At 59.7% G+C, this 25423-nt stretch carries 30 protein-coding genes; 14 read left to right on the plus strand and 16 right to left on the minus strand.

Going from position 1 to position 25423, the window contains the following annotated elements; all coding sequences use genetic code 11:
* Nucleotides 1–18 precede the first annotated feature (18 nt).
* The gene (locus ACK8OE_RS00650; RefSeq protein ID WP_410270977.1) at nucleotides 19–576 is read left to right on the plus strand and encodes a DUF6968 family protein; all 558 of its coding nucleotides are present in this window, start codon (nucleotides 19–21) and stop codon (nucleotides 574–576) included.
* Here ACK8OE_RS00650 and cckA read toward each other — a convergent pair.
* From cckA to flgB, 7 genes are all read right to left on the minus strand, one after another.
* A complete protein-coding gene (gene cckA, locus ACK8OE_RS00655) occupies nucleotides 554–2707 on the minus strand; it encodes a cell cycle histidine kinase CckA (protein ID WP_410270978.1) in 2154 nt (717 codons plus the stop codon). The genes ACK8OE_RS00650 and cckA overlap by 23 nt on opposite strands.
* A 70-nt stretch (nucleotides 2708–2777) precedes the next feature.
* Nucleotides 2778–3845, minus strand: coding sequence for a flagellar biosynthesis protein FlhB (flhB, locus tag ACK8OE_RS00660; RefSeq protein WP_410270979.1), 1068 nt, complete (start codon nucleotides 3843–3845; stop codon nucleotides 2778–2780).
* Complete coding sequence (gene fliR, locus ACK8OE_RS00665) at nucleotides 3846–4652, minus strand: flagellar biosynthetic protein FliR (protein ID WP_410270980.1); 807 nt, start codon at nucleotides 4650–4652, stop codon at nucleotides 3846–3848.
* A gap of 42 nt (nucleotides 4653–4694) precedes the next feature.
* Entirely contained in the window at nucleotides 4695–4958 is a 264-nt protein-coding gene (fliQ, locus tag ACK8OE_RS00670) for a flagellar biosynthesis protein FliQ (protein WP_107870319.1), read from the minus strand.
* 103 nt (nucleotides 4959–5061) lie between these two features.
* Nucleotides 5062–5370: a flagellar hook-basal body complex protein FliE gene (locus ACK8OE_RS00675; RefSeq protein WP_410270981.1), complete on the minus strand. Its 309-nt coding sequence runs from the start codon at nucleotides 5368–5370 to the stop codon at nucleotides 5062–5064.
* 11 nt (nucleotides 5371–5381) lie between these two features.
* Entirely contained in the window at nucleotides 5382–5804 is a 423-nt protein-coding gene (gene flgC, locus ACK8OE_RS00680) for a flagellar basal body rod protein FlgC (protein WP_290797432.1), read from the minus strand.
* Between the two features lie 17 nt (nucleotides 5805–5821).
* Entirely contained in the window at nucleotides 5822–6235 is a 414-nt protein-coding gene (gene flgB / locus ACK8OE_RS00685; RefSeq protein WP_126420420.1) for a flagellar basal body rod protein FlgB, read from the minus strand.
* Nucleotides 6236–6372: 137 nt separating this feature from the next.
* On the opposite strand from flgB, the gene ACK8OE_RS00690 reads away from it, so the two are divergent.
* From ACK8OE_RS00690 to ACK8OE_RS00705, 4 genes are all read left to right on the plus strand, one after another.
* Entirely contained in the window at nucleotides 6373–6699 is a 327-nt protein-coding gene (locus ACK8OE_RS00690) for a flagellar biosynthetic protein FliO (protein WP_290797427.1), read from the plus strand.
* Nucleotides 6700–6737: 38 nt separating this feature from the next.
* Complete coding sequence (gene fliP / locus ACK8OE_RS00695) at nucleotides 6738–7505, plus strand: flagellar type III secretion system pore protein FliP (RefSeq protein WP_410271582.1); 768 nt, start codon at nucleotides 6738–6740, stop codon at nucleotides 7503–7505.
* A complete protein-coding gene (locus ACK8OE_RS00700; protein ID WP_410270982.1) occupies nucleotides 7506–7838 on the plus strand; it encodes a hypothetical protein in 333 nt (110 codons plus the stop codon).
* A gap of 244 nt (nucleotides 7839–8082) precedes the next feature.
* Nucleotides 8083–8484 carry an argininosuccinate lyase gene (locus ACK8OE_RS00705; RefSeq protein ID WP_410270983.1) on the plus strand — a complete coding sequence of 134 codons (402 nt, stop codon included), beginning with the start codon at nucleotides 8083–8085 and terminating at the stop codon, nucleotides 8482–8484.
* Between the two features lie 55 nt (nucleotides 8485–8539).
* Here the strand turns inward: ACK8OE_RS00705 and ACK8OE_RS00710 are convergent, their stop codons facing one another.
* From ACK8OE_RS00710 to ACK8OE_RS00735, 6 genes are all read right to left on the minus strand, one after another.
* Nucleotides 8540–8761 carry a type II toxin-antitoxin system RelE/ParE family toxin gene (locus ACK8OE_RS00710; RefSeq protein WP_290797419.1) on the minus strand — a complete coding sequence of 74 codons (222 nt, stop codon included), beginning with the start codon at nucleotides 8759–8761 and terminating at the stop codon, nucleotides 8540–8542.
* An 89-nt stretch (nucleotides 8762–8850) separates the two neighbouring features.
* Nucleotides 8851–8985 (minus strand): type II toxin-antitoxin system RelE/ParE family toxin, encoded by a 135-nt coding sequence (locus ACK8OE_RS00715; protein WP_366509236.1) that lies wholly within the window; start codon nucleotides 8983–8985, stop codon nucleotides 8851–8853.
* A complete protein-coding gene (locus ACK8OE_RS00720) occupies nucleotides 8985–9251 on the minus strand; it encodes a type II toxin-antitoxin system ParD family antitoxin (protein WP_290797416.1) in 267 nt (88 codons plus the stop codon). Before ACK8OE_RS00720 ends, ACK8OE_RS00715 begins: the two co-directional genes overlap by 1 nt.
* A 51-nt stretch (nucleotides 9252–9302) precedes the next feature.
* Nucleotides 9303–10286, minus strand: a complete 984-nt coding sequence (locus ACK8OE_RS00725) for a nucleoside hydrolase (RefSeq protein ID WP_410270984.1) — start codon at nucleotides 10284–10286, stop codon at nucleotides 9303–9305.
* A 50-nt stretch (nucleotides 10287–10336) separates the two neighbouring features.
* Nucleotides 10337–11254 (minus strand): hypothetical protein, encoded by a 918-nt coding sequence (locus tag ACK8OE_RS00730; protein ID WP_410270985.1) that lies wholly within the window; start codon nucleotides 11252–11254, stop codon nucleotides 10337–10339.
* A gap of 273 nt (nucleotides 11255–11527) precedes the next feature.
* Nucleotides 11528–14344, minus strand: a complete 2817-nt coding sequence (locus tag ACK8OE_RS00735) for a TonB-dependent receptor (protein WP_410270986.1) — start codon at nucleotides 14342–14344, stop codon at nucleotides 11528–11530.
* Nucleotides 14345–14536: 192 nt separating this feature from the next.
* Here ACK8OE_RS00735 and ACK8OE_RS00740 point away from each other — a divergent pair, with 192 nt between their 5' ends.
* Nucleotides 14537–15637 carry a phytase gene (locus tag ACK8OE_RS00740; protein WP_410270987.1) on the plus strand — a complete coding sequence of 367 codons (1101 nt, stop codon included), beginning with the start codon at nucleotides 14537–14539 and terminating at the stop codon, nucleotides 15635–15637.
* A 158-nt stretch (nucleotides 15638–15795) separates the two neighbouring features.
* Here ACK8OE_RS00740 and proC read toward each other — a convergent pair whose 3' ends face one another.
* From proC to ACK8OE_RS00755, 3 genes are all read right to left on the minus strand, one after another.
* Entirely contained in the window at nucleotides 15796–16596 is an 801-nt protein-coding gene (proC, locus tag ACK8OE_RS00745) for a pyrroline-5-carboxylate reductase (RefSeq protein ID WP_290797399.1), read from the minus strand.
* 242 nt (nucleotides 16597–16838) lie between these two features.
* Entirely contained in the window at nucleotides 16839–17372 is a 534-nt protein-coding gene (locus tag ACK8OE_RS00750; protein ID WP_410270988.1) for a YbjN domain-containing protein, read from the minus strand.
* Nucleotides 17373–17412: 40 nt separating this feature from the next.
* Nucleotides 17413–17649, minus strand: a complete 237-nt coding sequence (locus ACK8OE_RS00755) for an accessory factor UbiK family protein (protein WP_013478665.1) — start codon at nucleotides 17647–17649, stop codon at nucleotides 17413–17415.
* Between the two features lie 160 nt (nucleotides 17650–17809).
* On the opposite strand from ACK8OE_RS00755, the gene lgt reads away from it, so the two are divergent.
* The 8 genes from lgt (at nucleotide 17810) to pth (ending at nucleotide 25418) form a co-directional block, all read left to right on the plus strand.
* Nucleotides 17810–18706, plus strand: a complete 897-nt coding sequence (gene lgt / locus ACK8OE_RS00760) for a prolipoprotein diacylglyceryl transferase (protein WP_410270989.1) — start codon at nucleotides 17810–17812, stop codon at nucleotides 18704–18706.
* On the plus strand, nucleotides 18675–19766 hold the full coding sequence (locus ACK8OE_RS00765) for a class I SAM-dependent methyltransferase (protein WP_410270990.1): 1092 nt from the start codon (nucleotides 18675–18677) through the stop codon (nucleotides 19764–19766). The genes lgt and ACK8OE_RS00765 overlap by 32 nt, the downstream gene beginning before the upstream one ends.
* 101 nt (nucleotides 19767–19867) lie before the next feature.
* Nucleotides 19868–20644: a peptidoglycan editing factor PgeF gene (gene pgeF, locus ACK8OE_RS00770; protein WP_410270991.1), complete on the plus strand. Its 777-nt coding sequence runs from the start codon at nucleotides 19868–19870 to the stop codon at nucleotides 20642–20644.
* On the plus strand, nucleotides 20641–21000 hold the full coding sequence (locus ACK8OE_RS00775; protein WP_410270992.1) for a nuclear transport factor 2 family protein: 360 nt from the start codon (nucleotides 20641–20643) through the stop codon (nucleotides 20998–21000). Before pgeF ends, ACK8OE_RS00775 begins: the two co-directional genes overlap by 4 nt.
* A gap of 121 nt (nucleotides 21001–21121) precedes the next feature.
* Entirely contained in the window at nucleotides 21122–22057 is a 936-nt protein-coding gene (locus ACK8OE_RS00780; RefSeq protein WP_126419944.1) for a ribose-phosphate pyrophosphokinase, read from the plus strand.
* Between the two features lie 400 nt (nucleotides 22058–22457).
* On the plus strand, nucleotides 22458–23708 hold the full coding sequence (locus ACK8OE_RS00785) for a hypothetical protein (RefSeq protein WP_410270993.1): 1251 nt from the start codon (nucleotides 22458–22460) through the stop codon (nucleotides 23706–23708).
* 324 nt (nucleotides 23709–24032) lie between these two features.
* Nucleotides 24033–24620: a 50S ribosomal protein L25/general stress protein Ctc gene (locus tag ACK8OE_RS00790; RefSeq protein ID WP_126419941.1), complete on the plus strand. Its 588-nt coding sequence runs from the start codon at nucleotides 24033–24035 to the stop codon at nucleotides 24618–24620.
* A 189-nt stretch (nucleotides 24621–24809) separates the two neighbouring features.
* Nucleotides 24810–25418, plus strand: coding sequence for an aminoacyl-tRNA hydrolase (gene pth, locus ACK8OE_RS00795; RefSeq protein ID WP_290799436.1), 609 nt, complete (start codon nucleotides 24810–24812; stop codon nucleotides 25416–25418).
* Nucleotides 25419–25423: the final 5 nt, after the last annotated feature.

Raw genomic sequence — 25423 nt, forward strand, 5'->3', positions numbered from 1 at the left:
GCTGTCTGAGGGGGGGCGATGGACCATCGCAAAGAAGACGCCATCCTGCATCGCCAGTTTGAACTGGACGAAGACAAGCGTGTTGATCTCTATGTCTGGTGGCCCTTTGCGGAGACGGACGCCAGATGGGCCTGTACCTACCTCATCGAAGGCTTAGGGGCAAAAAAGCCAAAGACTATCTATGGCATTGATGCTGTACAGGCTTTGTGCCTTTGTCTGAAAATGGCGGCTACGGTCTTGTATGTCTGCGAACCCTACAAGGCGGGACGTCTGACATGGTCGGGCAGCCGCGATCTTGGCCTGCCCATGATCGAGGGGCTCGACCCCGCAACCGGCAATCCGGGTCAGGCCCAGCTTCTGACAACGGCTGGACAATCTGCTGTGTTGACAATACCCGGCTGCGCCCTGCCCTATATCGCCTTCCCCGGCGACAGGCTGGCGCGTTTGACCCAGCAGTTACGCGACATCAGCCTCGCGCACCCGGCGGCGGGGCTGGCCCGCCTTGTTGAGGGTCTTGAGAGCGAATTGGCGTGGTATGAGGCGAACGCCAAACTCACGCCGCCAGTTGCGCCTTGACCCGTTCGGCCAGCGTCTTGATATCCAGCGGCTTGGGCAGGAAGGACACGCCCACCTCGTCTTCCAGCAGGTCCGAGAATTCGGCCTCGGCATAGCCCGAAATGAACATCACCGGCACATTGCCAAGGAAGGGCCGCGCCTTTTTGAGCATGGACGGCCCGTCCAGCCCCGGCATGATAACGTCGGAAATCAGCAGGTCGAACTTGTCGCCGCTCTGGATGATGTCGAGTGCCTCTTCGCCATCCGACGCCTCAGTCACCTCATAGCCGCGCTGACGCAGCAGGCGGGCGGCGATGCCGCGCACGATTTCTTCATCCTCGACAAACAGGATGCGTCCGGCACCGGACATGTCCTTCGGCGTGACCTTGGGCGGAGACGCTGGCGCCGCTTCGACCTTCGGCGTGTCAGGCTTTGCCACGTGCACCTTGATCGGCAGGAAGATTTTGAAGGTCGCGCCGTGACCGTCTGCGGGCGCCACCACCGAGGTGATGGCGATATGGCCATCGGCCTGATTGACGATGCCATAGACGGTGGCCAGCCCCAGTCCCGTTCCTTCACCCAGTGGCTTGGTGGTGAAAAACGGCTCGAAGACCTTGGTCATGATCTCTGGGGGGATGCCGGGGCCATTGTCCGACACCTCGATCAGGGCCGCGCCCTGCGCTGGCGCCTCGGCCCAGCCCTGCGCCACGGCCTCGGCCTGAGCGAGCGCCGCCGAACGGATTTTGACGCGCCCGCCACCGGAGGCGTGCACCGCGTCGCGCGCATTGACGACGAGGTTCATCACCGCCATCTCCATCTGGCCCTTGTCGGCGTGGATGTCGGGCAGGTCACGGCCATATTCGGTTTCGAGCTTCACATCCTCACGCATCAGACGGCGCAGCAGCACCTCGGATTCAGAGATCAGTTCGCCCAGATTAAGCGTGACGCGCTTGACCGTCTGCTTGCGCGAAAAAGCCAACAGCTTTCGCACCAGATCCTCGGCGCGCGTCGAAATCTGCCGGATTTCGTTCAACCCGCCATAGGAGGGATCGCCCAGCGGGTGGTTGTGCAGCAGGTCTTCGACGCGCAGCTTGAGCCCGGTCAAAAGGTTATTGAGATCGTGCGCCACGCCGCCGGCGAACTGCCCGATGGCCTGCATCTTCTGCACCTGCGCCAGAGACTGCTCCAGTTGCTTCTGCTCGCTGATGTCGAACAGATAGAGCATGAAGCCGCCCGGCGTGTGGGCCAGACGCACCTGAAGCGGCAGGTCTTTGTTTGACAGCAGCTTGACCTCAAAAGCGGTCTTTTTGGCATCGAGCTTGGCCTGCGCCTCTTCGCGCGAGGCGGCGTCGATCAGGTCGCCCCACACCTTGCCGGTCAAATCCGCCACCGAGCCGCCCATCAGGCGCGTAAACACCGGATTGACGCGGGTAATTTTCGCCGTCAGCAGGGTGTCGCCTTCCAGCAAGGCCTGACCAAAGGGCGCGTCCGACCCGTCAAAAGCCGGGGCCACGGAGGGTTGCGCCACAACGGCTTCCGCCTCTTCCGCTGTGTCCATGCCCTCGGCAACCGGCAGTTCATGATTGAGCAAAAGCCCGGTCCCCAGCACGCCTTGCGAGGCCGCACGCACCAGCACGCGCTCATCACCCAGCCGCGACAGCAGCATTTCAAAATCAAAGCTGCCCAGCCGCACCAGAGCGCGGCTGTGGCCCTGCGCGCGGGCTTCGCGCATGGCAACGAATAGGGCAGCGCTGCCCTCTCCGGCCGGCAGGCGCTTCTCATTGCCGCCCGCATCGCGCCAGGCGGGGTTGGTGGCGCTCAGACGGCCGTCAAAGCTGGCGATCGCCGCCGGTTCGGCCAGCGCCTCGACCAAAGCCGTGACGCCCGGCCCTTGGGCTCCCGTGTCATCGTCGTGCCCGAAGGCGAATAGCGCCACCGACACCACTGCCCCCATCACGATGACGAGGATGGTCAAAACGACGCCCACCGGCAATTCCCCCGCAATGAACCAGAAGGCGGCGCAGGCGCAAACCACGATGATTCCCACCACCGTCAGGGCCAGAGGCGACGCAAAGTCGCGCAACCGCTCCAGCAGGTTTTTGGACGCAGCAGCGGGCGTATGAGCCGATGTTTGGGCGGGCGACGAAGACAAGGCGAAAACCTCTCACCAAAACGAATCGCTGGAGTTTAACCTAATTTGCGAATCCTGCCCGGATTTCACTCTAAAATCCCCGACGCTTGCGCACCATGACGAAGGAGATGATCTTGGCCACGGCCTGAAAATGCGTTTCGGGGATGATCTCATCGACGTCGATGGCGGCATAAAGCGCGCGCGCCAGCGGCGGGTCTTCGACAATGGCGATGTCGTGTTCGCCCGCCACCTCGCGGATTTTCAAGGCCAGCGTATCCACCCCCTTGGCCACGCACAGGGGCGCGGGCGTTTCCTCATCATAGCGCAAGGCCACGGCGTAGTGGGTCGGGTTGGTGATCACCACCGTCGCCTTGGGGACATTGGCCATCATGCGCTGACGCGACTTTTCCATGCGGATTTGCTTCAGGCGGCCCTTGACGTGCGGATCGCCTTCGGTCTGCTTGTATTCGTCCTTGACCTCGGTCTTGGTCATCTTCATGCGCTGAGAGAAGCGGAACTTCTGGATGAAGTAATCGGCCCCGCCTTCCAGCGCCATGAACAGGCACACCGCCACCGCCAGTGAGAAAAACACCTCCTTGGCATAGGGCAGGACCATCAGTGGCGACGCACCGGCCAGACCCGCCACATCGACCGCGCGCCCTTTGAGAATCATCCAGGTAATCACGCCCACGGCGATCAGCTTGATCACCGTCTTGGCGAACTGGATCAGGGCATCAACACCAAACAGGCGCTTGAAGCCCGCCATGGGGTTGAGCTTGGAAAAGTCGGGCTTGAGCTTTTCGGTGCTGAACATCAGGCCGGTCTGGGCCAGACTGCCTATGGCCCCGGCGGCACCGGCCACCAGCAGGATCAGGGCGATGATCGGCAGGAGCTGCCCCATCAGGTGGTTGGCGATGGTCAGACCGCCATCCCCCATCAGCGAGTCGCGCAACAGGTGTGGCGCAGCGACGAATACGCGCAACGTCTCGGTCAGCGACAGGGCGATCTTGTCGCCATAGAGCATGACCAAGGCGCACGCCGCGATCAGCGACAGGGCCTGAGGGATGTCGGCGGATTTGGCAACGTCACCCTTTTTCCGCGCCTCTTCGAGTTTTCGGGCCGAGGCCTCTTCTGTCTTGTCTTCGCCTTCGTCTGCCACCTAAGCACCTCTTACAAAGAGGCGCAGGAACTCCTCATAATGCTGAAGGAAGACCAGACCGGTGCCGCCCAGACTGAGGGCGAAGATGGCCAGCCCCAGCAGAACGCTGACCGGGGTGACCGCGAAGAAGATGGGAAAGGCCGGCATGATGCGGCCGATAAAACCGGCCGCGACATTGATAATCAGGCCGAAGACCAGAATGGGCGTCGTCATCTGAATGGCCAGCATGAAGGTATCGCCCACCGTGCGGATCATCAATTGCGTCGCATCGCCCACCATCACCGGGCGCATCGGCGGAAACACCCAGTAAGAGTCGCGCATCCCCGCGATGAACAGGTGGTGCAGATTGGTAGCATAGATCAGCACCAGCCCCAGCATGGCCAGAAAGGTGCCGATCGAGGTTGAGGGCTGGGCCTGCGCCGGATTGGCGGTCTGGGCAAAGGACAGGGTGGTTTGCAACGACACCACCTCCCCCGCAATAGCCAGAGCCCCCAGAAAGGTGCGCATCAGCATCCCCAGCATCAGGCCGATCACCGCCTCATGGAGGATAAGCCCGGCCATGGCCCCCAACTTGGGCGGCAAGGCGGGCATTTGCGACTGCACCACCGGCACCAGCATCAGGGTGAAGACAAAGGCAAAGGACAAACGCATACGCGGCGGCACGGCCTGATCGCCCAGCCCCGGAATGAGGATTGCCACCGACCCCACGCGCACAAAGATCAGCATGGCGGTAAACACCACCTGCGACGTACCGAAGAAGGAGGTGACTTCGGTCGGAAAATCCGGAGCGGGCGTAACGGGGATCATAACCGCCACCTATGACGCGATTCTTGCCGCTCAGACAGCGCGTCAGATGCCCGCGATCTTGGTGGCGATTTCCTTCATGAAGCCGGACAACAGCGCCCCCATCAGCGGCAAGACGAGCAGCAGGGTCACGAAGACCGCGATGATCTTGGGGGCGTAGATCAGGGTCTGTTCCTGAATCTGGGTCAGGGCCTGAAACAGGCCGATGACCACACCGACGATGAGACCCACAATCAGAACCGGGGCACAGAGCTGAATGGTCAGCCAGATCGCATCGCGTCCGACGCTGAGAACTTCCGTACCGGTCATGAAAATCGCCCTACACTTTAAGCCACGGACCCCACCGATCCGCTGGGCAGATTTTGCCGATAGCGTGGTTAATTTGTCGTTAACGACGGCCCAATCACTATTTTCAGATCGGCATTCTCAGGATTTCCTGATAGGCGCTGATGACCTGATCTCGGATGGCGATAACGCTTTCCAGCGACGCCTCGGCGGTGGCTACAGCGGTCACCGCGTCGATCAGTTCGGCCTTGCCCTGCGAATGCGCGATCATCTGCGACTCGGCGTTCCGAGTCGATTTCAGCGTCTGTTCCATGGCCCCGTTCAGGACCTTGGAAAAAGACGCGCCCACGTCGTGCGTGCGCGAGCCCTCTTCGTGCAGGCCGGAGACCTGCTTCTGAACGGCCCCGTAGGCCTTGGCGACGAGCATGGGGTTCATTTATCGAGCCTCTAACGCTTCAGGATATCGAGCGTCTTCTGCTCCATAGAGCGAGTCGTCTCGATGACATTGAGATTCGCCTCATAGGCCCGCTGCGCGTCGCGCATGTCCATGCTCTGGATCAGGCTTTTGACGTTCGGACGTTTGACGTAGCCATTGGCGTCGGCGGCCGGGTGGCTGGGGTCGTACTCCACCTCAAACGGCGTCTCATCGGGCCGCACAGCCGCCAGCTTGACGCCCATGGCGCCGTCGATCTTGGCTGCCTCAAACACCGGAATCTTGCCGCGATAAGGGTCGGCACCCGGCGTCTGACCGGTCGAGTCGGCATTGGCGATGTTTTCCGCGATAATCCGCATCCGCGCCTGCTGCGCCCTGAGCGCGCTGGCGGCGACCGAAAGGGTCGGATGCGTGTCAGTCGTCTTATTAATCGGCATTGTGTGCGCCCTCTAACCTATCTACCCGGTGCCTTACCTGCCATGCGGATCAGGCCCAGCGACTTCTGATAGAAACCGAGCGCCGCCTCATACTGCATCCGGCTTTCGGCCATTTTGAGCATCTGTTCTTCCAGCACGACCGAATTGCCGTCCATAGTGGTTTCGGAATCCGGCGAAACCACCGCCTTGGGCGCAAAGCTTCCGCCGCCTTCAACATTCATATGCCCGGCATTGGTCACGCTGAGCCCCAGTCCGGTCTGTTCCTGCTGCCCTTTGAGGACGGAGGCAAAATCGAGCGCTTTGAGGTCGCGCGGCTTGAAACCCGGCGTCGAGGCATTGGCCACGTTCTGCGCCACCAGCTTCTGGCGCTGACCCAGCCAGGTCATCTTCTCTTTCAGCGCCCCAAGGAGGCCGATATTTTCCGTGCTCATGCGCGATGCCTTACCTGTCCGCTGCGACTCAGCCTATGCAGAGCGGCAGGCAAAATATGCCCCTTTGTTGGTTAATGAGGCTTTAAGACCTTGTGCTGCATATCGGGGCGGTGGTCGCGTATGGAGGGGTTGGCCCGATGGATGTCTTTTTAAGTCTGTTGCGGGCGGCCTTTGCGCTGGCCATCGTTCTGGGGCTGGTGCTGGGCCTCGCCTACGCCCTGCGCCGCTATGCACCGCAACTGCTGGCGCGCTTTCAGGGAGAGCGCGGGGAGCGCCGCCTGAGCGTTGTTGAAACCCTTGTCCTCGATCCGGCACGGCGTCTGGTGCTGGTGCGCGTCGATGATGAGGAGCGCCTGCTGCTGTTGGGCGAAGGTCAGGAACTGATCGAGCCGCGCCAACTGCCCGCGCCCAAACCAAAACCCGCCCCCGCCCCTGCGCCCACCGTCAATCGGCCGGTGCTGTGATGCGGATGCCCGATCTTTTCCGTCAGTTCGGCAAGCCGATGCGCAAACGCGACTATGCCCTGACCCTGCTGGGCGGCATTCTCGGTTTCGCCCTGATGATCTTCCCCGGCGACGTGCTGGCGCAATCGGTCAATCTCGACCTGGGGCAAGGCGGCACCCTGACGGCGCGCGTCGTGCAGATGCTGGGGCTTTTGACCGTCCTGTCGCTGGCACCGTCCATCGTCATCATGACCACCTCCTTCATCCGCATTGTGGTGGTGCTGTCCCTGCTCAGAACGGCGCTCGGCCTGCAACAGAGTCCCCCCAATGCGGTGCTGATCTCGCTGGCCATGTTCCTGTCGGCGGTGGTGATGGCTCCAACGTATCAGGCGGCCTATGACGCCGGCATCCGCCCGCTGATGGATCAGGAGATGGAGATGCCGCAGGCCTTTGATGCGGCCTCCGAACCGGTCAAGACCTTTATGTTGTCTCAGGTCGATGCGGGCGATCTCAACCTGTTTATCCGCCTGTCCAAGGTCGAAAAGCCCAAGGACAATATGGACCTGCCGATCACGGTCATCACGCCGGCCTTTATGATTTCGGAACTGAAGACGGCGTTTATGATCGGCTTCTTCCTCTTCTTGCCGTTTCTGGTGATCGACCTCGTCGTCGCCTCGGTGCTGATGAGCATGGGGATGATGATGCTGCCGCCAGTAGTGGTGTCGCTGCCGTTCAAGCTGATCTTCTTCGTGCTGGTTGATGGCTGGCGGCTGGTGTGCGGTTCATTGGTCGAGAGCTTTACCAAGGCCGGGGGCGCGGGGGGTTAGATGAAATTCATCGACGATAAATTCGAGCGACTGGGTCAGGACACCCTCTTCTATCGGCACGGTCGGCATCGACCGGCCTATCGCCTGAAGGACGAGGCGCAAGCCATCGCCATTCGCAAAGCCCTGCTGAGCAGCTATTCCCTCGCGCTCATGCAAATCGTGAGCGTGCCGATACTGGTCTTTATGATCTGGATGTTCGACCCCCAAAACCCGCCCTGGTGGATATTACTGACGACCTTGCCGGGATTTGGCTTTACCTTCTCGATGATCCGTAACCGCCTCAATGGCCTCCTCAAGGATACGCCCCGGCTGGACACATCCATTGTTAACTGAATGGAGCCAAACTTTTACGGGCGACACGTGTAGCCGTGCAGGTCTTGCCACCGCCCCCATCCTGAGTTTTGCGCCAGACTGTGGTTTGGGAAGTTGTTGCCTGTCTGTGACGGCCGAACTGTGATAACTATGTTACGGTCGCTTCATTAAAAGCCGTTATAAATAAAGTTAACCGGATCGCGGCGATTGAACGCTGCGAGACTGTTTTTTTGCGTTTCGACTAAATTTATTCGGGAGAATTTCAATGTTTTCAAATGCTCAAACGCGCCGCCAGAGTGTTTTGTGGCTGATGGCCGCGCTTTCGGCCCTCGTTGTTTATATGCTGGCCACCACCGTGGCTCTGGCTCAGGGCAAGCAGAATTTCACGCTGATCAACCATACCGGCTACACGATTTCCGAAGTCTATGTGTCGCCCAGCAAGTCGGATAGCTGGGACGAGGATGTGATGGAAGAGGATGTGCTGCCCAACAATGCCAAGGTGGACATCACCTTCAGCCGCAAGGAAAAGGCCTGCTTGTGGGACCTCAAGGTCGTCTATGATGACGGCGAGTCGGCGGAGTGGGAAAACTTCAACCTGTGCGAAGTCTCAAGCATCGCGATCAGCTATAGCCGCAAGACCGGCGAAACCTGGGCCACCTACGAATAAGACGGGCCAACGGGTGTTTTTTTGAACAGGCGTCGGTCTTATCGACCAACGCCTGTCAGATATCGTCTTCACCGACTTGCCGCGCACCGTGCAGGATGCGCAAAATTTCGACGTTTTCGCCGATGCGATAATAGATGTTGTAGTTGCCGTGCGACAGGAACCGCACGCCCTGCCCCAATTCATATCTGGCTGCGCCGGACCGCGGATTCTCGCCTAGTGTCCTGAATCTGAAATTCGCATGGGCTTGATATCGCTCTCTGGCGAATTTCAGATTCAACAGGACACTAGCAACTTATTGTATCTAGTATCGTTTTCGAATTTGAAGTTCGCCCGGTTTTCGATACCAAAATGAAGCGAACTTCAAATTCACGATACTAGCCTCAGCGCTTTCTGTTGTAATTCCAGAGTAAACGTCCGTGCCCGCCCAGGTGCATCCTGTGCGATGTACCGCGCAATCTCCCTCAGATCATTTCGGGCCATAGGTGAAAAGGTGACGCGCATTACGCGCGGTCCCGATCTTTTTCCATGTCATCGAGCATGGAAAAGACCTCATCAAACACCTGCTCGGCAGGAATAAACGGCCCTTCCATCCCTTTGGCGATCTCAGCGCGCAAGGCTTCGCGTTGTCGCTGTTTCTCCAGCTCGCGGTCTTCCAGCAGGCGCAGGCCTTCGCGGATCACCTCGCTGACATTGTTGTAGCGGCCTGTGGCGATCTGCGCCTTGATAAAGGCTTCAAAGTGCGGGCTGAGGGCAACCGAGGTCGGCATGGCAAACTCCTATCTGTTACTAACTGATAGTAACATCGCCGGCTGCCGCCCTCAAGCGCCGCGCGTCAGCCCCTCGACCAGTTGCCGTTTGAAGCCGGGCAGGTCCGTCCACTGCGTCGCCACGCGCACAGGTCGGCCTTTGGCGGGGTCGATCAGGGTCATCCCCTCATCCGACACGCTGAGCGGCAGAGTCTCCATCACCAGTTTCGACTCATCAAAGGCCATTTCGACTGCCACAGCGTCGAATTGCACCGAGCTTTGCTTCGTCAGGTCAAAATCCTTGGCCATCCACGGCGTATTGGGCAGCCACACCTTGCTGTTTTCGATACAGGCCACGGCGAAGGGATCACGACTCTGCCACAGCTTTTGCCAGCCGGCGCCATCCAGCGTCACCAGACCGCAGGTATCGAGCGGCGTAATTGCACAGCTGAGCCAGTCGGCCTCGAAGATCGTGCGCAGCGCCGCCGGATCGACCTTGACGTTATATTCGGCATCGGCCGGCGCAACGCCCTTATAGCCGATACGCACCGAGCCAAACATGCCGATAAAGCGCGCCTTTTGCGCCAGCTTCGGTTCGCGCCGCAAGGCTTCGGCCAGTTCCGTTGCCGGGCCGACGCTGATGATCGTCACCGGATCGGGTGAGGTCATCACCGTGTCGATCATGGCCTGAGCGGCGTCCTTGCGCACCACGCCGCGATAGGACTCAAGTCGGTAATCTCCGACCCATTCGGCCTGTGCGCCTGTCTCCTCGCCCTTCGGACGACCCATGGCAATGGCCACGTCGCTGCGTCCGGCCAGGGTGAGCAGTTTGGCCGTCAGGCGGGCTTTGTACTGCGGGCTGCCCGCATCGGTGGCCACCAGCTTGAGCGCCAGTTCCGGCCGCCGCAGCAGGTAAAGGAGCGCAAAGGTATCGTCCACATCGCCGCCAATATCGGTGTGAAAAATCACCGGCACAGGCTTGCGCGTCCTGGCGGTCACAGGCCCCGCCACCGACAGCGCCAAAGATGATAACAGCAGGGTGCGACGGTCGAACATGCAAGGCTCCTTTGCGGCAAGCCTATCGTGCGACCGCCCTCACATCAAGGTCAGAACACTTCGACCGAGCGCGTGCCCTTGTCGCTTAGGGCGCTGTAGGCCGCTGCCGAAGCCCCGTAGATCAGGGCATAGAAGCCGCCCATCAGCAGACTGCTGACGAGGGTTTGTGCGAAAAAGACAGGCGTCATCAGAGCCGCGACGGAACTCATGTCCGGACGGCTCATCTGCGTAATCGCCTGCATCCAGCCGCCGCTGGTCCCGACCACCAGCGCAAAGACCAGGCTATAGACGATGATCATAATGACAATCATCACCAGACCCAGCAGCAGATAACCGCCCAGCAGCGTCCAGCCCTGACCCTGAGTCAGCTTGAAGCTACCGAAAATATTGATCTTCTTTTCCGCAAAAGACTGTACCGACGCCAGCGACCAGCGGCTGACGACATACAGAAAAGCCACAAGGCCCCCAACGACCAGAAGGAAGATCAGTATCCCGGCCACAATCTCGCTGACCTGCCCGATCAGCGAGATAAGGCCAATCGATATGGCCAGCGCGATCCCGAACAGGACGTAAAAGAGCACCAGCGCCAGAGCCCACAATATCCCGACCAGTATTTGCCGGAACTCATCGCCCCCCAGTCTCAAAGAGGCAAAGCCACCGGTACCCGGCCGCAACTGGCTGCGGAAGACGGCGCACTGGATGATGGCGGAAGAGATCAGCCCCAGAACACCGGCAATGAGATAGACCGGCACAAGCGCCCCAAGATGGCCGAACACCTGCATCGGGTCGGCATCGGGCGCGGTCTGATAGTTTTGCAGCGCCGTCAGGGCCGGCCCCGCCACCGCCACTATAAGCAGCGACGACACCACACTGACCACCAGATAGACCAGACCCCAGACCAGCACAGCCAGCGGATTCTTCTTGATGATTTCGATGCCCGCAAAGGCAAAATCAACAGATAGCTTCATAACGTCCCCTCCCTTTCAGAGTTCGCAACCCTAGCGCAAAAGGCGAGGGACGCAAAGCCCTGCCCTACGCGCGGGCCTAAGAGCATTCGTCAGTTCCGTTAAGCTGCCATATGGATTTAAGCCTATGTTTAATAATGATATTTTCAGAGGATTACACTTTAAGGATCGGTGATGAATTACACAAAAAACCGGGCGGCGGATCAAAAAAAAACGCCGCTCCGGCAGGAGCGGCGTTTTCCGGGATCAAGGCCTTTCGACCGCCCCCGCCCTCAATCAGTAGTTCAGCTTTATGCCCACCTTTGTGGTCCAGCTATATTCTTCATATTGCAGAAGACGCTGGCGACCGCCGACATTATTGTAGGCCGTGTAGGTCGCGTCATTGGCGTTCACGACTTCAGCGAACAAGCGTACATGGCTCGTCAGGCGATATTTGGCCGACAGATCAAGCTGGAAGTGATCCTTAACGTAACGGTCCTGATCTGCGTCATCAAGATCGCCCACCTCGTCGAGATAGCCCGCACGATACGAACCCGCCGCACGCAGGCTGAGAGGCCCCTTCTCGTAACCCAGTACAAGGTTCGCGGTCTGTTTAGCCGACGCAGGCAGCGGGATGGAACGCACGCCACCGTCTTCGGTCCGGATATCGCCACTGGCGTCCGTGTAGGTATAGTTGGCGCTGACCAGCAGGCCATCCCAAGGCGACGGCAGGAAGGTAAAGGCCTGTGAATAGGCCAGTTCCACGCCAAACACATCCGCCTCTTCGCCATTGATGGCGTATTCGGCCTCGTCATAGTTCACACCACGGTATACGCCCGCCGTGCTGGTCTTGTAGGTGACAATAAAGTCCTTGATCTTCTTGGCGAAGATGCCACCCTGAATCACGCCTTCCTTGGCGAAGTAGTATTCCAGCGAAGCATCGAAATTAGTCGCGCGGTAAGGGTCCAGATCGGGATTGCCGAACGTCGCTTCGATTTCGCCATCATCGTTTTCCGCAATCTGGTACCTCGGCGCCAATTTGCCGAAGCTGGGGCGCATAATGGATTGCGTCAGAGCCACACGCGCCACCAGCTTGTCACTGACATTGTAGCGCACATTCACGCTCGGCAGGACGTCCGTATAGTCCTTTTTGACCTGAGTGGGCGTAACTTTCAGCGTGTCCGCATCAACCAGAGCACCCGACATATCGAGCTTGGTCTGCTCGACGCGCACGCCACCGATAATGCGCAGAGCCCCATTCTCATAACGGCCCTGCACATAACCGGCATAGACGTCTTCGCTGCCCTTATAGTCTTCGACTATCGAGGCCAGGAAGGTATCGTCGGCGTTTTTCGTAAAGTTCGCCAGATTGGCGTTGATGAAATCCTGCGTCTTGGCCAGATCAGGCACCACACCCATCTGGGCCAGACCGTAGGTTTGCGACCCCGCCACAGTGGCGAGGGTCAGAGCCCCTGTGTAACCGTTATAGATGTCATAGGTCATGTCCTGCGATTTATCTCGCTGACGCAGCTTGCCACCGAACTTCAGTTCGAATGAACCCGATTCCAGGTTCAGGGTGCGCGCCGCGTCGAAACGCACGGCGGTTTCCTTGTCGCGCGCGGCTTCCTTGGTGGTTTTTTCAAAAACCGCCATCGAATACTTGGTCGGGTCGTTGAACAAAGCCGCGCCAGGCTTAGACGCGTCGATAGTATAGGACGGGCGCGTCAGGTCGCTGTAATCGAACGTGACGCCGAGGATATTCGCTGTCTTGTCAAAGCGCTGACGGAAGCGGATCGGATCGGTCGAACCGGCCTCGCTCTGCTTGGCTTCCGAATAGCTCACGTCATAGGTGAATTTCCACGCATCGACGTAGGTTTTGCCCCCAAAGGCGACATTGCTCGTTTCCTGCCATTCGCGACGATCTTTCAGGTCACGACGAATTTCGATACGCTCGGAAGACTTATTGCCCGAAACAAAGGTCGCGGTATCACCTGAAACCTTCGGTGCCAGGTCGTCAATCTTGAAGACCAGACGACGCCGCGATTCCGTGTCGTCGAACTTGGAATAGAAGGTACGCAGATACAGCGAGGTGTTGGTGTTCAGGCGGTAATCAAAATTGAGCGTCGCGCCATAGCGTTCGCGCTCCACGTCGTAATCGCGATATTCAAGCGTACGGGCGAAACCCGCCTTGTCCCAATCTGCGGCCTCGATATTGTCGGTCGAGAACTTGCGGTCATAATAGCTCAAGCCACCGGCAAGGCCGAAATCCGGGGTGACGCGGTAAGCGAATTCCGCACCCGCCTTGGGCGAGGTCTTGCTGTTCAAGTCATTGTAAGACCCTTCCAGCGAAGCCGTTAGCATATTCTTTTTGCGGTCGAAGGCCGAGATGGTGTTGATCTCGATAGAGGCGCCGATCGTGTCAGCATCCATATCCGGCGTCAGCGACTTCTTGATGTCGATGGATTCGATCAGTTCGGCCGGCAACACGTCCATCGCCACCATACGGTCTTCGCCGCCGGTCGCCAGAATACGGTTACCGTTGATCGAAGCCGAGTTGAAGTTCGGATCCAGACCGCGCACCGAGACGAATCGGCCCTCACCCTGATCGTTCAAGACGTTGACACCCGGCGCACGGCGCATGGCCTCGGCGACGTTCTGGTCAGGAAACTGCCCCATCGAGTCCTTGGACAGCGTGCTCTGCACGCCATCGGCGGCGCGCTGACGCGAAATCGCATTCAGCATATTGGCGCGCTGCCCAACCACCAGAACGGTGGTCACTTCGGCATCCGAAGCCGCCTTAAGTGCGACGTCAGCCGTCACATCTCCGGTTTCAGTCACCGTAATCTTGCGGCTTTGTTCCTGCGCCCCGGTGTAGCGGATGCGCAGGGTATATTCGCCCGCCGGCACATCGGCGAAACGGAAGCTGCCGTCGTTGCCAACCGAAACAGTGCGGTTCAATTCAACCAGAGAGACCTCGGCACCTTGCAAGGCGGACGTCCCCGAAGCGTCGGCAACATTGCCGCTAACCGTACCGGCCAGCGCATGCCCGGAAACCAGAGCCGTTGATGCCAGAAGCGCCACAGACAGGTGTCGCGAGGAAATTTTGGAGAACATGGTGAGGCCCCGTGTAAAAAAACGATAAGGCCTCATACTTTCCGCAAATGACACTTTTACAACAATGCACAAGGAAGGCGTATATCCATACGCAGTGTGTCATAATTATCGAACAGACGTTGCGGCTCTGCCTGTAGATATAGGTTGAAAATTCTGCTACCCGCGTAATGATATTAACAAGACAGGCCTGAAATGACACTTTTATTACAATACCGCAAAGCTTTTGTGGCGGCCATTTCACTCACAGTCCTCCCCGCGTTTCTTAGCGGCTGCCTGCACCCGGAATTGATCTCCGACTCGGCCAAGATGACGCAGGGCACGGGCACGCCGGTTCTAGCGGTGACGGAAACCACAGCGGTCGGCACGCTCAATCTGGACTCCGCTGATGATCCCGAAATCTGGGTCGATCCGTCTGACTCCAACCGCGTGGTGATCTATGGCACCGACAAGAAGGCGGGCCTTTACAGCTATGATCTGAATGGCAAGGTGATCGACTTCCTCACCGTCGGTCCGATGAACAATGTCGATCTGCGTAACGACGCGCTGGAACTGCCGGTGGTGGTTGCCGCCTCTGATCGCGTCGGCAATGGCGTGCGTTTCTTCAAGCTCGATCCGGCGACTCTAAAAACCACCGACTGGGGCTTTGCGCCGCTGGCCACCTCTGAGGCCTATGGTTTCTGCCTCGGTAAAACAACGGCAGGCGATCTGGTCGCCATTATGGTGGGCAAGAACGGCGATGTGGCGCAGGCCACGGTCAGCGTTGCTGCGGGCAAGCCGGTCCTGACCGAAACGCGCCGCTTCAATGTCGGCACGCAATCCGAAGGTTGCGTGGTCGATGACGTAACGCAGACGCTTTATATCGCCGAAGAAAACGCCGGTATCTGGGCGTACAGCCTCGATCCGGCAACAGGGTCGCAGCGCAAGGCGCTGGTCAGCCTGCCGTCGGACGTGCTCAAAGCTGATGTCGAAGGCCTGACCCTGCTGCGGGACGGCCAAAAGACCTATCTGATTGCCTCGTCGCAAGGCGACTCGGCCTTTGCCGTCTGGCGCGTCGAGGGTACGCCCGTCTATCAGGGCCGTTTCTCGGTCTTCCCCGGCAACGGTATCGATGCCGTGACGGGGACGGATGGCGTCGCGGCCCTGGGCGGACAGGTCGGCCCCTATGCCAAGGGTATCGTCGTCATGCAGGACGATATGGACACCGAAGGCGAAGCCCTTTCGACCACCCGTGCCCGGCAAAATTTCAAGATCGTGGACTGGAAAGAGGTCGAAGCGAAACTCAGCCTGAAATAAAATACGAAGCCCCGCCATCCGGTGGGGCTTTTATTATACCAACGGCCGAAGAGGCTGACCGCCTCCGGCCGTTGAAAACTCAAGACTGTCTCATACGTGTCAGAGACATGAGACAGTCTCGAATGGAATACCAAGAGTCATTTTCAATGACCTTGGTATTATCCGAGTTCTTTGGAGCGTTTCTGCGCCGCCAGTACCGCCGCCGTGACAAGCTCGGTGAGCCCCTGCCCCTCCTGCCGCAGCACTTTCAGCGCCGCTTCGGTGGTGCCGCCGGGCGAGGCGACCTTGCGGATCAGGTCTTCGGGGTCTTCGCCCGTCTGATCCAGCAGATTGGCCGCCGAAATCAGGGTGGCGCGGGCCAGCGTTTTGGCATCCGCGGCCGTCAGGCCGGTTTCCAGCGCCGCCTGCTCCAGCGCCGCCACAAAGGCGTAAACATAGGCCGGCCCCGAACCGGACACGGCGGTCGCCGCGTCGATCAGGTCTTCGTTGTCCAGCACCACCGTCGCCGCCATCGGCGAGAAGAGGTCGGACGCGGCCTGCAAGGCCAGGCCCTCGGCCGCATAGAGGCTGGCCACGCCCTTACCGGTCGCCACACCGGTGGTCGGCATAACGCGGGCGACTTTCAGCGGCGCAAACACGCTGCTGAGGTCTTCGGTCCGCACCCCGGCCATCACCGAAATCAAAGTCGCCTCCGGGTTGAGATTGCCATCCAGAATTTGCGCCGCCCCGCGCCAGCTTTGCGGCTTGACCGCGATGATGACGGTGAAGGCGTCGCGCCACACTTCCGGCGACGGGTTAAGCCGCGCCCCCAGACCCGCATAGGCTTGCGCTTCTTCGCCGGGATTGAGATCGAGAATGATCAGGTCGGACGGCGCGATATGGCCTGCGGCGCGCATCCCCTTGAGCATGGCCGACCCCAGCGCCCCCGCGCCAATGAGAAGTATGGGTTTCGCCAGCATTGATGGACCTCAATAAATCTTGAATTAAATGCGAAAAATGCCGACGGGCCGCCCCGAGGCATTTTTCAGCGTAATACCAACGACCGAAGATGCTGACCGCATCCGGCCGTTGAAAACCCAAGAATGTCTCATATGTGTCAGCGACATGAGACATTCTCGAATGGAATACCAAGAGTCCTTTCCAATGACCCTTGGTATAAGACCACACAAAAGTACCCGAAGGGCAACTTTTGTGTGAACGATTAGGCCTCTCCGATTGTCTCAAACAGGCAGGCTTCCAGCGCCGCTTCGGCCGTGGGCGCGCCCTTGAACAGGAAGTCGAAGGCCGGATAGAAGCGATCCACGGCTTCGGCGGCGACATTGATCATATGCGCCGTCTGTACCTGACCGGGGCGTTCCATCGGGCTCGACAACAGGGTGTGGCGGAAGACGATATCGGCGGGCAGACGCCCCGCTTCGCGCATTCCCTCTTCGTCCTCATAGATTTCAAAGTGGCCGAACCAGACGCGCTGATTGACCAACGACAGCAACTGATGGATCGGCGCCACCTTTGCCGGATCGAAGCGCAGGTCGAGCGACGAACACAGTTGCAGGCACTCCCCTTCCGGACGGCAGGAGAACCACATGTCGTGCGACTTCCATAACCCGGCCAGCGAGAACAGCACCTCGCCATCGGGCGTCCGCTCGAAGGTCAGGCCTTCGTCGGTGAGGATGGCTTCGACCAGTTCGAGCGGGTCGGAAGTCATGTCGGTATAATCAGCCTGAGGCAGGTCCATGAGAGATACGGGTGTCCTGAGAGAGGTCCAGAGGGCGGGATTACTCGGCCTTGGATTTGAGGCTCTGGATTTCCAGCTTCAGCGCGGCGATTTCGGCCAGCATGACCTCCTTCATCGCCTCGAATTCATCGCGGCGGATAAGGTCCATATCGGCGACGAAGCGGTCGCCCTGGGCGCGGAAGGCGGCCTTGGCCTCGTCACCGGCGGCCTGAGCCAGAGACATGGCACTGGTCGAGAGCTTGGCGAATTCGTCGAGGAAGGGGTTTTTCGACTGCATGGGAAAATCCTTGCGGATAAAGGCCCGGAAAGAGCCTCAAATGAGTTGTCACACTGTGCGCATATAGTGCGAATGGCGACTGAAAGAAAGTTTTTCACGATTCTTGCCCCCCTTCGATGATTCCTTTAGGTCATTGAATACAGTTCACAGGTTTCTGAGCATGACCCTGCCCGATATTGATCCCGTCCTTTTGCACACAGGCCCGCTGGCCCTGCGCTGGTACGCGCTAGCCTATGTCGCCGGTATCGCGCTGGGCTGGTGGTATCTGACGCGCTTGATCCGCAAGGAGTCATTGTGGGCGCCCTACCCCGCCCCCCTGTCGCGTGAAAACCTCGAAGACCTGATTATCTGGATGGCGCTCGGCATCATTCTGGGCGGGCGCATTGGCTATGTGCTGTTCTACGATCTGGCGCCCATCCTGAAAAACCCGCTGCAATTCTTTAAGGTGTGGGAAGGCGGCATGTCCTTCCACGGCGGCTTTATCGGGGTCTGTATCGCGGGCGTACTTTATAGTCGGCGTCACCGCATCAATCCGTGGACCCTGGGCGATCTTCTGTCGTGTGCCGCGCCAATCGGGCTGTTCTTTGGCCGCATCGCCAATTTTATCAATGGCGAACTGTGGGGCCGCACCACCGACGGGCCGTGGGGCATGGTGTTCTGTAACAAGTATATCCTTCAGCAATACGGCGGCGTCTGCCCGGCTGGCTATCTGCCGCGCCACCCCAGCCAGCTTTATGAGGCCGTGCTGGAAGGCATCGTGCTGTTTGTCGTCGGCTATCTGCTGGTGCACGTCTGGCGCAAACTGCGTCAGCCCGGCCTGATCATGGGCACCTTTGTCGCCGGTTACGGCCTTGCCCGTGTGCTGGTCGAGTTTGTGCGCGAGCCCGACGCCCAGATGCTGCCCTTCTTCAAGTACGTCATCACCATGGGGCAGACCCTGTCGCTGCTGATGATCATTGGCGGCGGCATCGCTATCTGGCTGGCCCTGCGCGGCAAGACCCTGCCCGCCGGATTTACGGCGACAAATGAGACGAAAGCGCCTGATGGCCTCGCTTAAGACCCGCCTGATCGAGCAGATTAGGCTCGAAGGCCCACTGACCATCGCCGACTATATGTGGGCCTGCCTGTTCGATCCGCAGGAAGGCTATTACGCCACGCGCCCGGCTCTGGGCGAAGAGGGCGACTTTATCACGGCCCCCTTGGTGTCGCAGATGTTCGGTGAACGTCTCGCCCTGTGGGCCATGCAGGCCTGGCAGGATATGGGCGCGCCCGCAAAGATTCGCGTCCTTGAAATCGGCCCCGGTGACGGCACGCTGATGAGCGACCTGCTGAGAACTTTTCGCGCCCTGCCCGCCTTCGCGCAGGCCGTGGAGATCGGTCTGATCGAGCCTTCGCCGCCGCTTCGCGCGGTACAGACGGCCAGACTGGGTGAGGTGCGCCATTACGACAGCCTCGACCACGTGCCGACCGATGCGCCTCTGCTCATCATCGCCAATGAGGTACTCGACTGTCTGCCGGCGCGGCAGTTTCAACTGACCCCCGACGGCTGGTATGAGCGCTGCGTTGGTCTTCACGAGGGCGAACTGGTCATCGGTCTTGTCCCCGCACCGCAGGATTTCATCGCCCCCTTCGCCGCCGAAATCGGTCAGGTCTGCGAAGTCTCTGTGGCGCAAAACCGCCTGATCGAGGCGGTGGGCGCGCTGATCCACGAGGCGACGGGCGCGGCGCTGTTTATCGACTATGGCCGCGACCGCCCCGAACCCGGCGACACGCTTCAGGCGATTTATCGCCACGAAAAGACCGATCCGCTGGCCGAACCCGGCGCGCACGACCTGACCCAGTGGGCGGATTTTCCGTCGCTGGCGGTTACGGCGCTGAACATGGGGCTGGGGGTCAGTCAGATCACGCCGCAGGGCGTTTTCCTGCAACGCCTCGGCATTATCGAGCGCTTTGACGAACTGCGCGCCAAAAACCCGGAAGACACCGACCGGCTGGCGCGGCAGGTCCATCGCCTGATCGCGGCGGAAGAGATGGGCGAACTGTTCAAGGTGCTGGCCATCCATTACCCCCGCGACCTGCCTCTGGCAGGCCTTGCGCCTATCGAAATCGGGGCCTAGTAAAGCCTAGCCTTCATACCTCCCCAGTTTACTGGGAGGGGGACCGCACGAAGCGAAGCTGAGATGCGGTGGTGGGGGCTCTTAATTTCACAGGCGCTACAATGACCCTGCCCCGTATCCTGCACCCGCTCCTCGACCTGCCAAACATCCAGCACGGCTTTTTCACGCGGCTGGGCGGCGTGTCGCCCTTCCCCTACGAGTCGCTGAATGTCGGGCAAGGCTCCAAGGACACGCGCGACAATATCCTTGAAAACCGCCGCCGCGTCGCCGCCAGCTTTGGCCAGCCGGAGGCGCATCTGCTCAACTGTTATCAGGTGCATTCCAAAATCGCCGTGACGGTCGATGGCCCGTGGCCCACGGAAGACCGTCCGGAGGCTGATGGTCTGGTCACCACCACCCCCGGCCTGATTTTGGGGGCCTTGTCGGCCGATTGCGCCCCCATCCTGTGGGCCGATCCGGTCAATGGTGTCGTCGGGGCCTGCCACGCGGGCTGGAAGGGCGCGCTGGGCGGCATGATCGAAGCCGAATACGCGGCACTTCTGGCCAAAGGCGCCGAAGCCCGGCACCTGCGAGCCGTGATCGGCCCGTGCATCGCGCAGGCCTCCTATGAGGTGTCTGCCGATTACGAAGAGACCTTCCGCGCGCAGGATGCCGACTGCGGCGCCTTCTTTATTGCGGGCAAGACCGCCGACAAGCGCTATTTCGATCTGCCGGGCTTCTGCCTGATGCGGCTGAAGCGGCTGGGCCTGACGCAGGTTGCGACCACAGGCCACGACACCTGCGCCGAAGAGACCCTGTTCCATTCCAACCGCCGGAGCTTCCTGCGGCAGGAGCCGGATTATGGCCGTCTGATCAGCGCCATCATGCTGCGTCCATGACACGCTCAGCGGAAGACATCGTCAAAGGGCAACTTAACGCCTATAATGCCAGGGATGTGGACAGGTTTCTGTCCTTCTGGGCCGAGGATGCGGAAATCTACGCCCATCCGCAGACCCTGCTGGCCAAGGGACATAGGGCTATTCGGGAACGCCACCTGATCCGCTTTCAGGAGCCAGACCTTTACGCCCGCCTGATCAGTCGCAGCGTGATCGGCAACACCGTCATCGACACGGAGTCCGTCACCCGCGATTTCCCGGAGGGTGTGCGGCTCGTCGATGTGGTCGGCATCTACGAGATCGAGGGTGAAACGATTAAGCGGGCGTGGTTCATCACGGGCACGCCAAAAGAGCCGTAAATCCAGTCAAAATTTTAAGGATTTGCGACGAATCGGGCTTGCCCCACAGGTCGCACCTGTTAAAAGCCGCCGCATGTAAAACACGCACGTGTTTCCCACCCTGCCGCCCCACAGGTTCCCCATGAAATTGCTATCGGCCAATTCCAACCGACTGCTGGCTCAGGCCATCGGCGACTATCTCGACATGCCCCTGACCAAGGCGCGCATCGAACGCTTCGCCGACAAGGAAATCTTCGTCACCATCGACGAAAATGTGCGCGGTGAGGATGTGTTCGTCATTCAGTCCACCAGCTATCCGGCCAATGACAACCTGATGGAGCTGCTGATCTGCATCGACGCTCTGACGCGGGCGTCGGCCAAGCGCATCACCGCCGTCATCCCCTATTTTGGCTATGCCCGTCAGGACCGCAAGACTGGGGGCCGCACCCCTATTTCGGCCAAGCTGGTGGCCAATCTGATCGTGCGTGCCGGGGCGCACCGCGTCCTGACCATGGATCTGCACGCCGGTCAGATTCAGGGCTTTTTCGACATCCCGACCGATAATCTGGTGGCCATTCCCTTCATGGCCAAGGACATCAAGGCCAACTATCCCAACGCCCATGAAATCATGGTGGTGTCGCCGGACGTCGGCGGCGTGGTGCGCGCGCGCGCGCTGGCCGACCGTCTGGGCGGCGATCTCGCTATCGTGGACAAGCGTCGTCCGCGCGCCGGCGAGTCCGAAGTCATGAACATCATCGGGGACGTTACGGGCCGCAACTGTATCCTGTTCGACGACATCGTCGATTCCGGCGGCACGCTGGTCAACGCCGCCAAGGCGCTGATCGACCGTGGAGCGACCTCGGTTTCGGCCTATATCAGCCACGGCGTTTTGTCGGGCAAGGCGATGGAGCGCGTAGAAAACTCAGTGCTCAAAGAACTGGTCATCACCGACTCCATCGAAGCGCCGGAGCATGTCCGCAACCACCCCAAGGTCCGTATCGTCGGCGTCGCTCCGCTGATCGGCGAAGCGATACGCCGCATCGCCAACGAAGAGTCTGTCTCCAAACTCTTTGACTAAGCGCCCGGCGAAAAAGGCGTCCTTGCGGATGCCTTTTTTATTTTTCATTAGGCCAATATTAACCGTGATGAGAAGCGCTCCTCTCACGGAAATGTTATTTTCGTTTCGCCGCGACTCAGAGGCCGCCGCGAGCGAAAAAGCCATATTTTTGGCGCTTTTATGAGGACTTCTGCTGGCAGTTGAATTATTCCTGACAGCCTTGTGGTCGGCCGTTTTGCCGGTATCATGCCCTCGCCGTCCGGTGGGAACTGCGGCCCGCTCAGAGTACCTGACATAAGAAACAGATGCGGACGTTTGTCCGCGCGACCTTCTGTTTGTCTGCGCCCTGGGGTTTGCGCCCCGTCAACCGACGTCTCGTATATTGCCCGCTGTTCCGGGCATCCGTATTGGGGAGTTTAGTATGAAATTCACGACCGGAACCGGCCGCAGGCCGCTCTTCTTGGCCGTCACCGCGTCGATTATGGCCCTCAGCCTGGCCGCCTGTCAGACCGACGCGCCACCGCCCGCACCTCCCCCGCCGCCGCCCGCGCCCGCTGGCCCGCCCGTGTCGCTGGCCCCGGCCATTTCGGATGCCGCCTCGGTTTATGTGACCTACGTCGAACAGGCACGCGGCATGAGCCCGGATTTCAACGACGCCTCCATGGTGCAGGCCAAGCTGAGCCAGGGCGCTTCCTATGAGCCCAAGCAACTGGCGCGCGGGGCTATCGCTTACGCCGCCATCGTCGCCATGCAGGAGCCGGCCTTCCGCTCGCAACTGCGCGCCTATGCCTCCGACGACGCCGCACGTCAGGAATTGGTGAACAAGCTGTTCAGCAACCCGGCCTATGCTGCGGGTATCCCCGGTGCCAATATCGCCGCCCGTCGCGTTATTCTGGCCCTGTCTTCGGACGGTGAAATGCTCTACGCCAAGGGTACGGCGATGAAGCAGGCCGCCTATTCGATCCAGAAACAGGCGTGGTCCAAGGGCGTCCTCAGCGATCCCGCGGGCCGTCTGGCCGCCACCAAGCTGTCGTCTTCGACCAGCCGCGGCGTGGCCAGCGACGAAAGCGCTAAACTCCTGACCGCAGCTCTCACCGGTAAGGGCCTGACCACGCGCGCGAATACGGGCACGGCGACCGCGGAAGCCGCCGCCTATAACGCCACTGCGGCGACCAGCACTCCGGCTCAGCCGCTCAGCACGACCGGCACCGCCCCGGTGTCGTTTGATCAGGAAACCCTGTTCAACACGCCCTATACCTATGGCGTGAACCGGGCGCTGGCCATCGCTGCCATCTCTATTCTGGGTGAGGGCACAGGCCCCAACGAGGCCGCCGTCGTGGCCCTGCTGAACGAGCAGCAATCGCCGCGCTGCCTTGGCGAATCAAAACTGAACCTCAACCAGTGTCTGGCCGCCTCGCGCTTCCACTTCGATGATGTGTTCTGCGTTGGGCAGCACATCATGATGGATACAGGCAACTGCATCGGCGAACTGTCTTCGAACGCGCTCAACCTGTCGCCGGACCGTGAGGTCAAGCTGAGGGCCGACGGCACCGAAGAGTTGAGGTATGCCAACGCCAAGCCCTACATCAAACCGGAACCGGTCAAGAAAACGTCGGCCAAGAAGACGTCGAGCAAAAAGACAACCACGCCGGCCAAGAAGAAGTCATCCTGATCGGTCAGGGGGAAACCGGGTTTTCCCCTGTGGCAGCGGCTATTATCCTGAAAATCCCTCAAGGACGGCACTTGAAGTCCTTGGGGGATTTTTGGCTTTATAAGCGTAGCTATCTGAAAAACCCGCCCTTGAGCGGGAAAAAGCCGATTTTTCCGCTTTCTGACCCGTTGCGTATTGGGACGTTAGCGTGTATCTACGCGCCCTCTTGAGATTTTCGGGGTCTCCCCACGCCGTGTCCATTGTGTTGCCCGCGCCTCCCTTACGGAGGTTTCAGAGGGCGGGCATTGAAACTGACGCGGCGCATTTTGTTTGAGGAACAGGCTAATGGCCGATATCGTACTAGACGTTGAAATCCGTGAGCGCACCGGCACCGGCGGCGCCCGCGCCACCCGCAATGAAGGCAAGGTTCCGGGCATCCTGTACGGTGGTGACAAGGCTCCGGTGGCTATCGCCGTGAAGCTCAACGAATTCCGCAAGGCGCTCTACACGGGCAAGCTGGCCGGTCACCTCGTCACGCTGAAGTACGGCGAAGAGACCCAGAAGGTCATCGCCAAGGCGATCGACTTCCATCCGGTCACCGATGTGCCGGTTCACTTCGACCTCTATCGCGTCGATGAAACCCAGACCATCAAGATCAACGTGCCGGTTCACTTCAAGAATCACGAAGCCTCGCCGGGCCTGAAAAAGGGCGGCGCCCTGACTGTGGCCTTCCACGAGCTGGAAATCCAGGTTCCCGCCGGTCACATCCCGGAAGACGTTGTGGTTGACCTGTCGGGTCTCGACATCGGTGCTTCGGTCCACGTTGGCGATCTGAGCCTGCCGTCAGACGTCACCGCCGTTCCGGCCAAGGACGTCGTGATCGCCTCGATCACCGCCTCGGCCGCTGAAAAGAGCGAAGAAGCTTCCGCCTAAGCCTGATAACGGCTTTTACACGGAATAGGATAAAGCCCTGTCCTTACCCCAAGGACAGGGCTTATTTCTGTGTGCAACCCGACGAATCCGCTCCGGGTCTGTGCATTTCGGCATGTTCGTTCTGCCATTTTTTTGATTAGATCACCGTTCATTGAGTACGGAATCGATTTGAGCTGATCGGAGCCCGCCTTGTTTCTTGTCGTTGGTCTTGGCAATCCAGGTACGCAATATGCGAAGAACCGGCACAATATCGGCTTCATGTTTATTGATCGCCTGATTGACAGCGCTAACTTCGGCCCGGTGCGCAAAAAATTTCAGTCCGAAGTCGCCGAAGGGACCGTCGATACGCCCAAGGGCCCGGCGAAAATACTGGCCATGAAGCCGCAAACCTTCATGAACCTGTCGGGAAATGCCGTTCTGGAAGCGGCGACCTTCTACAAGATCAAGCCCGACCATATCCTTGTATTTCATGATGAACTGGATCTGGCTCCGGGGCGCTTCCGGCTGAAAATGGGCGGTGGCCATGCGGGCCATAATGGTTTACGCTCCATTATGGGACATCTGGGGCCGAACTTTGTGCGCGGGCGCATGGGGATCGGGCACCCCGGACAAAAGGAACTGGTACATAGCTGGGTCTTGTCGGACTTCTACAAGGCCGAGGACTGGGTTGAGCGTTTGTGTGACGCCTGCGTCAAGGCGCTACCTCTGGCGCTCTTGGGGGAAAGTGAAAAATACATGACCGAAGTGATGCGTTTGAGCCCGGCTCCGAAATTCGATCCTAAAAAAGTCGTTCAGTAGGACTT

The sequence above is a fragment of the Asticcacaulis sp. W401b genome, assembly GCF_046503825.1.
GTDB lineage: Bacteria > Pseudomonadota > Alphaproteobacteria > Caulobacterales > Caulobacteraceae > Asticcacaulis.

Coding starts and splice junctions, on each gene's coding strand:
- ACK8OE_RS00650 (WP_410270977.1), top strand. CDS start 19: ATGGACCATCGCAAAGAAGACGCCATCCTGCATCGCCAGTTTGAACTG.
- fliR (WP_410270980.1), bottom strand. CDS start 4,652: ATGATCCCCGTTACGCCCGCTCCGGATTTTCCGACCGAAGTCACCTCC.
- fliQ (WP_107870319.1), bottom strand. CDS start 4,958: ATGACCGGTACGGAAGTTCTCAGCGTCGGACGCGATGCGATCTGGCTG.
- ACK8OE_RS00675 (WP_410270981.1), bottom strand. CDS start 5,370: ATGAACCCCATGCTCGTCGCCAAGGCCTACGGGGCCGTTCAGAAGCAG.
- flgC (WP_290797432.1), bottom strand. CDS start 5,804: ATGCCGATTAATAAGACGACTGACACGCATCCGACCCTTTCGGTCGCC.
- flgB (WP_126420420.1), bottom strand. CDS start 6,235: ATGAGCACGGAAAATATCGGCCTCCTTGGGGCGCTGAAAGAGAAGATG.
- ACK8OE_RS00690 (WP_290797427.1), top strand. CDS start 6,373: ATGGATGTCTTTTTAAGTCTGTTGCGGGCGGCCTTTGCGCTGGCCATC.
- fliP (WP_410271582.1), top strand. CDS start 6,738: ATGCGCAAACGCGACTATGCCCTGACCCTGCTGGGCGGCATTCTCGGT.
- ACK8OE_RS00700 (WP_410270982.1), top strand. CDS start 7,506: ATGAAATTCATCGACGATAAATTCGAGCGACTGGGTCAGGACACCCTC.
- ACK8OE_RS00705 (WP_410270983.1), top strand. CDS start 8,083: ATGTTTTCAAATGCTCAAACGCGCCGCCAGAGTGTTTTGTGGCTGATG.
- ACK8OE_RS00715 (WP_366509236.1), bottom strand. CDS start 8,985: ATGCGCGTCACCTTTTCACCTATGGCCCGAAATGATCTGAGGGAGATT.
- ACK8OE_RS00720 (WP_290797416.1), bottom strand. CDS start 9,251: ATGCCGACCTCGGTTGCCCTCAGCCCGCACTTTGAAGCCTTTATCAAG.
- ACK8OE_RS00725 (WP_410270984.1), bottom strand. CDS start 10,286: ATGTTCGACCGTCGCACCCTGCTGTTATCATCTTTGGCGCTGTCGGTG.
- ACK8OE_RS00730 (WP_410270985.1), bottom strand. CDS start 11,254: ATGAAGCTATCTGTTGATTTTGCCTTTGCGGGCATCGAAATCATCAAG.
- ACK8OE_RS00735 (WP_410270986.1), bottom strand. CDS start 14,344: ATGTTCTCCAAAATTTCCTCGCGACACCTGTCTGTGGCGCTTCTGGCA.
- ACK8OE_RS00740 (WP_410270987.1), top strand. CDS start 14,537: ATGACACTTTTATTACAATACCGCAAAGCTTTTGTGGCGGCCATTTCA.
- proC (WP_290797399.1), bottom strand. CDS start 16,596: ATGCTGGCGAAACCCATACTTCTCATTGGCGCGGGGGCGCTGGGGTCG.
- ACK8OE_RS00750 (WP_410270988.1), bottom strand. CDS start 17,372: ATGGACCTGCCTCAGGCTGATTATACCGACATGACTTCCGACCCGCTC.
- ACK8OE_RS00755 (WP_013478665.1), bottom strand. CDS start 17,649: ATGCAGTCGAAAAACCCCTTCCTCGACGAATTCGCCAAGCTCTCGACC.
- lgt (WP_410270989.1), top strand. CDS start 17,810: ATGACCCTGCCCGATATTGATCCCGTCCTTTTGCACACAGGCCCGCTG.
- ACK8OE_RS00765 (WP_410270990.1), top strand. CDS start 18,675: ATGAGACGAAAGCGCCTGATGGCCTCGCTTAAGACCCGCCTGATCGAG.
- pgeF (WP_410270991.1), top strand. CDS start 19,868: ATGACCCTGCCCCGTATCCTGCACCCGCTCCTCGACCTGCCAAACATC.
- ACK8OE_RS00775 (WP_410270992.1), top strand. CDS start 20,641: ATGACACGCTCAGCGGAAGACATCGTCAAAGGGCAACTTAACGCCTAT.
- ACK8OE_RS00780 (WP_126419944.1), top strand. CDS start 21,122: ATGAAATTGCTATCGGCCAATTCCAACCGACTGCTGGCTCAGGCCATC.
- ACK8OE_RS00785 (WP_410270993.1), top strand. CDS start 22,458: ATGAAATTCACGACCGGAACCGGCCGCAGGCCGCTCTTCTTGGCCGTC.
- ACK8OE_RS00790 (WP_126419941.1), top strand. CDS start 24,033: ATGGCCGATATCGTACTAGACGTTGAAATCCGTGAGCGCACCGGCACC.